Annotated in this window: 3 protein-coding genes; all 3 read right to left on the bottom strand. The window is 32.8% G+C overall.

Annotated features, from left to right (window positions below; all coding sequences use genetic code 11):
* Positions 1–729 precede the first annotated feature (729 nt).
* Positions 730–2,610, bottom strand: coding sequence for a cytochrome-c peroxidase (locus tag Q4548_RS16240; protein WP_303456965.1), 1,881 nt, complete (start codon positions 2,608–2,610; stop codon positions 730–732).
* Between the two features lie 509 nt (positions 2,611–3,119).
* Positions 3,120–6,533 carry a choice-of-anchor D domain-containing protein gene (locus tag Q4548_RS16235; protein WP_303456962.1) on the bottom strand — a complete coding sequence of 1,138 codons (3,414 nt, stop codon included), beginning with the start codon at positions 6,531–6,533 and terminating at the stop codon, positions 3,120–3,122.
* Between the two features lie 5 nt (positions 6,534–6,538).
* A complete protein-coding gene (locus Q4548_RS16230) occupies positions 6,539–7,381 on the bottom strand; it encodes a lipopolysaccharide assembly protein LapB (RefSeq protein ID WP_303456959.1) in 843 nt (280 codons plus the stop codon).
* Positions 7,382–8,516: the final 1,135 nt, after the last annotated feature.

The following is an 8,516-nucleotide window of genomic DNA, read 5'->3' as shown; positions in this document are numbered from 1 at the left end:
TTTTGTATCGTATTCTTAAACTTATTATAAAAAATCAATGGTTCTCATTTGAGAGATATGGGTGAGATAGAACTTCTAGACTCCCATCGACAACCCTTTCTTTTTAACATCTCGACTGCGATCGATGGCCCTGTTAGAGGTATTCTTTTTGTATCGTATTCTTCATCTTATTATAAAAAATCAATGGCTTCTCATTTGAGAAGTATGAGTGAGATAGAACTTGTAGACTCCCATCGATAACCCTTTCTTTTAACTTCTCAACTGCGCTCGATGACCCTGTTAGTGCTATTCTTTTTGTATCGTATTCTTCATCTTATTATAAAAAATCAATGGTTCTCATTTGTGAAGTATAGCTGAGATTGAACTTCTAGACTCCCATCGATGAACCTTTCTTTTTTAACATCTCGACTGCGCTCGATGACCCTGTTAGTGCTATTCTTTTTGTATCGTATTCTTCATCTTATTATAAAAAATCAATGGTTCTCATTTGTGAAGTATAGCTGAGATTGAACTTCTAGACTCCCATCGATGAACCTTTCTTTTTTAACATCTCGACTGCGCTCGATGCCCCTGTTAGTAGTATTCTTTTTGTATCGTATTCTTCATCTTATTATAAATACTCAATGGCTTCTCATTTGAGAAGTATGAGTGAGATAGAACTTCTAGACTCCCATCGATAACCCTTTCTTTTTTAACATCTCGACTGCGCTCTATGATCTTACCTACAAATTAATGGTCGTATACTGAAGTATCTGTTAGCGTTTTTATAAAAGCAATAATATCTTTGATTTCTTGCTTGGATAAATTTAATGGAGCATTAGATAAAGTTTGGTTTTCAACGCTCAAACCCATACCTGCACCACCACCAAGGTTGTAAAAACTAATAACATCTTCTAATGTTTCAAACGAACCGTTATGCATATAAGGTGCTGTTAAATCACTATTTCTAACGGATACTGTTTTGAATGAGTTTTTAAAATACATATTTTTATCAATTTTTAAACCATTGCTTAGACGCCCCAAATCTTTATCTAACTTTGGTTCAATAGAATCAAATCCCACAGTAATACCTAATACTTCTGATTCTGATTCTATATAAAAAGGAGGAACTGTCCCATTAAAAACAGGTGCAAAATGACAAGTTCCACACATTGCTTTTCCCATAAATAAATTAAAACCACGTTTTGCCTTTTCAGGGTATTCGTTTGTTTCGTATCGCACATATTTATCAAACGGGCTATTTAAAGACTTTAAGGAGTTTACATAAGCAGCAATAGCATTGCTTACTGAACGTTGATTAATGTCCTGTTTGCTAATATCTCCATAAGCAATTTTAAATAGTTTTAGATACTTAGAATCTTTATTAAGTTTCGTTATAATAGCATCAAAATCAGTATTAAACTCTAGGTCATTATTAACAACATGCATCACTTGTTTTTCTAGATTGTACTCACGCATGTCCCAAAAATATCGTGTAGAATATCCAGCATTTAGTATAGAAGGAGAATGTCTATCCGTAAATACACCTTTTTGATTTGTTAAACTTTTAGGTAATCCGTCTCCAAAACCTTTGTTTGGATTATGACAACTTAAGCAAGACATCTTATTGTCATTAGAAAGTTGAGGATCCGCAAACAACAACTTACCTAATTGTATTGTTTTTGGATTGTCTAAAGGCAAATAAACTAGTTCTGAATAAAAATCAGTATTGATAAAATTGATATCAAATATATTTTTCGCTTGATAATTTTGAGCATGCTTTTTAAATGGTTTCAACTCAGTTTTATTTAAATTCTGAAAATCTAGCAGATCTGAGTATAAAGGATTTACAATATCTTTTAAAAAAACCATTCTATCAAAATCATTAAAGCTGGTGTTTTCTTTTAGCATCTTTTTTCCTTTTTTAAACAGGCTTTTGATGTCTTTAAATTTGACTTCAGCCTCAGCATGGATACCTTCTTCAAAAAGCAAAAAAGTAGTTTCCATACTTTCAAAACTTACGTAACTTTCTTTTAAAGCATTTGTAGAACCTGGGGTATCAAAACCCGTAATACCCATCGTAAAAATTCTGACCATACCAGATCTAATACACTCAATAATCTGGCTAGATTCTAAAGAAATTGGTAAATGCCTATTTGAAACAAAATCTACTTTTTCTTTAAGCTTGTATGCTAATTCTTTTATGTGTTGGTTGTTTTCTTGGCTAACCTCCTCAAATACAGCCTCGTCTAATGCTTGTAAACCACAAGGCTCAATAACATTACCTTCTTCATAATACTCACTTACTTTAGGCAAAGGAGCACCATTAATAAAAGCACCATTGTAGAATGTTTGGTAGTAATCAAAAATAAATTCGACACTTTTATAACTCAATCTGGTTTTTTCTACTTGTTCTTTTACCGCTTTCAATTTGCCTAAAGAAGCTGGTTTATTAGCAATAAGGACTAATGCATTTACTTCCTCTTGAAACTTGTAAAAATTGGCTGTATATAATACGGCTACTTTTTCTGCTATACTATCCATTTTTTTATATGGATTGGATGCCTTCATAGCAGACAACATAAAAATAATACTAAAACTAAATATTAATAAAAAGCTTATTTTTTTCATTTATGATTTATAGTTTCTATAAGAATTTACCCGTTGTGCATTTGGGTGAAATACTGTTTTTTCGAATGGTTTTTCGGAATGAAATGAAGAAAAATTGTATCGAGAATGAGAATTTTAGTGTCAAAAATAGTTCTCGATACACTTTTTCGTACCTCAAAAGCACTCGAACCGACATTTAGGATTTTTAAGATCCCCAAATGCACTACGAGTTAAGACTTTATTTGTTTTCCGTTAAACTTATTCAAAACGAAGAAAACTCTTCAAGGCTATTTTTTTATTACAATTAACAACCTGTTCACCTTTTATATTCACTAACATAAAGTTAATTAAGAATCCTTTTGTACTAAAACAGGTCCATGGATTTAACCAAACCTTAATTGCAATAAAAGATTGGTTTGTCACAAATAACGGCAATGAAAAGACGTTGGTATATCTAATAAAAAAACCTCAACTACAATCAGTTATTAACTGGAATTCGTTGAGGTTTTATAAATGCTTAATTCCCTAAATTATTCTATAATAACAGATTTAAAATACGTTTTCTTATCTGTATTGATTTCAATTATATATATACCTGTTGCCATATTACTTACATTAACAGTCTCATTTTTATCTTCTTTCACTAATTCTCCTGTACTGTTAAAGAATTTTACTGTTTGTAAACGCTCATCAAGGTTTACTTTTACATTAAGCAAATCATTGGCTGGAACAGGGAATATTTTTATGCTTTTTTCTACAATTTCATTTTGACCAACAGCAAGAGTTACCCCTGTTTTGTTGATTGTAAAATAATCATCAATATTCTTGTTTTCTCTTACAAATTTTACGGTCATATTTTGTCCTCCCTTTCCATCACTTTCAATCTCCATAACACACGACCCTAGTTCGTTTAAAGAAATAGACATGGCCTGATGGTTTAGGCTTCCCCCAGATGTTTTACCTGCTGAACCCGTAGTTATGTAAACAGCACCTTCTGTGTCATTACTCGTCTTTTGGTAAACACCATCGTGATCTGCTTTACCATCCCCATTCCCTGTGATTCCCACGGTGTGTCCACCATTATTGATTTCATTTGGGTTGAACGAGTTTGCGAACCCGTGATGACCATTTAAGAAATAAGAACGCTCATAAGAGTGACTGTGTCCATTTAAAACAAGATCTACACCATTTTCTTCCAACATTGGCATAAAATTTTGACGCATGTCAATCAGTTGCCCTTCATAATCAGAATCGTGTGACCCTTTGGTATAAGCTGGATGGTGAAACAAAGCAACAATCCAATCTTGCGTTGTGTTTTGAATGTCATTTTTTGCCCAATTGTACTGGCTACCTCCAACCTCACGACCTGAATCTTGAGAATCTAAAATGATAAAATGAATATTGGCATAATCAAAAGAATAATATGCTTCTGTTCCAGATGCAGTTCCTCCAGCTTCTCCAGCGGTTGGAAAAGTAAAAATATCATAATAAGGACCTGATTGTGTTGCAGAATCTGCACTCCCCCCATCATGATTTCCTAAACAAGACCAAGCCACAGATTTTCTCAACATATCTTCATAAATATCAAAAAATGCATTTTGATATTCTGAATCTGTACCACTGTTATAGGCATTGTCTCCTAAAAACAACATCATATCTGTTTTACCAGTATTTGTTGAAGCGTTGGCTACATAATCGTAATACGCATCTCTTACGTTTCTTTGATTATCGTTAGCTGTTCCTGCATCCCCTAAAATCCACGCACGAACAAATTGATCTGCTCCTGCCGTAGGTGCTGTTATTACATACATGTCACCAGAAACATCTTCTAATAGCACTTTTGTTTTGTCACCAATATTGTAATAATATTTTGTGTTTGGAGTTAAACCAGACAAAGTAACTTCGTGTTCCGTTGTTAAATCATCATTTGTTTTATTCATAGATAACGAACTTACTGATGTTCCGTAATTCACAACCGATTGTGTTGCAATATCTGTTCTCCATTTTACAACCACACTATTTGACGTACCACTTTGTAAATAAGGACCTCTTTCTACAGTCGTTGTTACTTCGTTTTCGCTAGGTGTCAATTTAAAATTGAAACTAATATCTGAACTTGTACTAGAGATTTGGTGTATTTCTACTGCAATAATATTTGTTCCATTTTTTAAAAATGAAGAAGGAACACTTCGTTTGTTCCAAGCTTTTTCATCACCACTTGCTATCGCCGATTCAGCATGGTCATCATACTTGATAGATTCCGATGCAGGCATATTGTTTCTCCAAACCTCAACATTATTAATGTAAACAACCATTCCATCATCTCTTACCGCTTCTAAATTGATGCTTTTAAATTTTGACACATCCTCAATCGTAATATACTTCCTAAAATAGGTAGTAACTGGTCTTGGTGTTGCAGGTTGCCCTATATCTGTCTTTTCATCACCGTCACCATACCCTATTTCTGTTGCCCCTTCAGTCCAAGTATCCTCTTGGTCAAAAACTAGAGTTCTCCAAGCAGTACCTTGATTGCTACCATCGGATAAATAAAACCAATTATCTCCTGCATTGATGGTTGATGAAAATATAGGATTGGTTGTTTCTACTTCAACATCAAAAGTAAAAGAGCTGTCATCTGAATCATTACTATTTATTGTAATGGTCGCTGAATTGGTAGCCGTATTTGATGGTACAAAAGTAACATCAAAAGTTGTAGATCTTCCCACCCCAATTGTCGTTTCAAGAAGACTTGAGATAGTAAAATTGGAATTACTACTTGTAACTGAAGAAATATTTACGATACTATTTCCCGTGTTTTCTATTGTAAAAGTTTTTGTTCTTTCTGTGAACGAATACATTGGACCAAAGTTGGTATTATCTAATACATCTGGTGTATTGTCTCCATTACTAATCGCCTTAGCATTTCCTAAAACAGCTACATCTATTACTGCTGCTGCACCACTCCCTTGTATATTGAAAGTATATGGATTCTCATCTGAATCGTTACTCTCAACCAAAACCACCGCATTATTTGTTGTTATTGAATTTGGAGCGTATTGAATTTCAAATTCTACAGTCTCACCAGCACCAAAAACAGACGAACTTGGTTGTGTAATTACTGTAAATTGAGAATCACCATTAATAGTAACTATAGGGCTACCTGTTAAACTTAGATCTTGTCCACCACTGTTTTTAATTGAAAACTTTTGAGTGAATACCTGCCCAACACCAATGTCACCAAATTGTGTGTTGTCAATTAGATCTGGAGATGTGTCTCCATTTACAATAGACGTATTATTTCCAACAATATCTATTTCCGCAGGAGGTAACCTAAATTCTATATGCAAAATAGGTGCTCCCGTTGAAGAACCACTTTCTGCTTCTCTCCATGAAGCTCCGCTTGATTTTGAAACTCCTGTAAAGATAAATGCCATGTTGTTTTCAAACTCCCATCCACTACGTGAAGTTATTTCAGAAATTATTGCACTAATATCAGGTGTTCTTTGGTTGCTTGATGCTTGATTTTTTTCTCCAACCCAACTTGCTATTTCCCAATTCACATTTGTGGATGTTGGTGTTCTTCCTGAAATATCGTGAGAAACACCAGCGTTTATACTTAAAGCATTGTCGCTATTGTCTCCATGAATTTTTACAGTAACTTCTCCAGCCCCTTCTTGATCTGCTTGAAATTGTATATAAGCTTTTGTGATGGTTGAGTTTTTTGGTATGGCAACCTTTTCAAAACTTAAACCTACTATCTGTTCTGAAGAACCATCATGATAAAATTCTAAATCGGAACTTGATGTGCTCACATATCCATCTCTCACACGTTCTTCACCAGAACCTGTAGAGGAATTAGCAATAGGGAGGTCTATTGTAGCGTTTTGTGAAAATGAATACGATGTAAACAGTATCATCCATAAAAAAGTAATTTTTTTAATCATAAGTTTTAATTATTAAATGAGTTTTCTAAATTTTTAATTTGTTCTTTTAATGTTATAATAGCTTTCATGTTTTGATACTTAGCATTCAATCGATCAATTGTAAGTGATGCTAGTTTTAATGAGATCATAGCTTCTTCTGGTCTATCTATTTTTGCTAAATAATTCGCTTTTTCATAATACCAAAACTCTTTCCTTTGATTTTCATCTATAAAATAATTGTATTGTTGTATTGCTTCTTCTGTTTGGTTGGCATCTTTTAAATACTCTAATTTTTTAAGTTGAAGCGAGAAAGTGTCTGCCCCTAGATGCCTCAATCCTAACTCAATAGCATTTAATGCAGCTTTATAATTTTTATTATTTTCAACCAGTATAATGTTAGCATATTCCAAAATATCCTCAGGTCGGATATCAATCATATTATTCACAACATAACTATAGGCGTCTAAAGACTTTTTATATTGTTTTTGATTGAATAATATTTGAGCTTGCAGTTTTTTTGCTTTGACATCAATGTTGTCAATTTCTAAATAAGAGGTTATACTTTTTAAAGCTTTGTCATATTCTTCAGACAAGTAATACACCTCGGAAATTCTATATTGTAGTATCTTGTTGTTATTTCCTAAATATTTAGATTTAGAGTAATCTTTCAAAGCTTTATTGTATTCCATATGCTGCTGATACAACAATCCTCTTTCATAGTATAGTCTATAATCCATTGGATTTTTTAGAATCTCTTTTGTTTTTTTCTCTATTCTTTCAGGTAAGTCGCCATGTGCAAACAGCGGTGCAGATAGTAGTAAAAGAGCAATCACAAACAGCACTCTAATTCTTGAGTAATTTATTTTCATTTTGTAATCATTGCTTTTGAGTTTGTTTTAATGCCTTGAAAATTCTGTAACCAAGTAGTTTATTGATAAATTATTCGAAGACGAAATTATATTTTGCAATTTTGGTATTTATTAATCATATATGATATATAAGTTAAAAAACAGTTAGCTGTATTTGTATGGTTGTTTTATTGCAATTGCATAAATTACCTCTGCAAACATCTGTAGGTTTTCTATTAATGAACCGATAGTCATTATGTTAGAAAATGAGAAGAAATGAAATTTAATCCCTAGGTGGTATTAACTGAAGATTAAGAAATGAAAAGAGATCTTCAATACCTTTAAAAAAGTATTAAAAATTACCCTTTGTACCTTTAGAAAATTTTAAACTTAATTCTTTTGTCAGATCGAGTGATTTTTGAAATGAAATGAAGAAAAATAGTATCGAAAACTATTTTTCGAAAGAAAAAAATGATTCTCGATACAAATTTTAAGCTTTTTCAAGCTGAAAATTCACTCGAATTGACAGTATTTCATCTAAATACACACGGGTTAAAATTGAGTTTAGGGTCAATCCATAAAAAACAATGATATTGTTGGAATAAGAGTTCTTGTTTTTATTAAAAAATTGAAAGTTTAGAACTAGAATACTTATAAAAATAGGCACTAAGCCATAAAGTGTGTACGTTTTAAAAACTTAATTTGTTTCACTGCTTGAGTTTTACTCACACGGACATTTTTATGTGTTTTTTGTCTTTGTTATGGAGCTGGTGGACACATCTCGACTGCGCTCGATGACCCTGTTAGTAGTATTCTTTTTGTATCGTATTCTTCATCTTATTATAAATACTCAATGGTTCTCATTTGTGAAGTATAACTGAGATAGAACTTCTAGACTCCCATCGATGAACTTTTCTTTTTTAACATCTCGACTGCGCTCGATGACCCTGTTAGAGGTGTTCCTTTGTATCGTATTCTTTATCTTTTTATAAAAAAACCACTGGCTTCTCAGAGATATGAGTGAGAAAGAACTTCTCGACTGCGCTCGAAGACCGTTGTTGCAATCGATGGTCATAAACTTGGATCAAGCCCAAAAGTTGTGTGTGAATTAGGATAGCATTAATTTAGGAGTTTTTAAACTGACTTATATTGGAAT

Source organism: Wenyingzhuangia sp. 2_MG-2023 (genome assembly GCF_030548295.1).
Lineage (GTDB): Bacteria > Bacteroidota > Bacteroidia > Flavobacteriales > Flavobacteriaceae > Wenyingzhuangia.
This window is presented reverse-complemented; position numbering and strand designations above follow the sequence as displayed.

What these genes read in the sequence shown, in the direction of transcription:
- Q4548_RS16240 (WP_303456965.1), bottom strand. Translation starts at nt 2,610, where the DNA reads ATGAAAAAAATAAGCTTTTTATTAATATTTAGTTTTAGTATTATTTTT.
- Q4548_RS16235 (WP_303456962.1), bottom strand. Translation starts at nt 6,533, where the DNA reads ATGATTAAAAAAATTACTTTTTTATGGATGATACTGTTTACATCGTAT.
- Q4548_RS16230 (WP_303456959.1), bottom strand. Translation starts at nt 7,381, where the DNA reads ATGAAAATAAATTACTCAAGAATTAGAGTGCTGTTTGTGATTGCTCTT.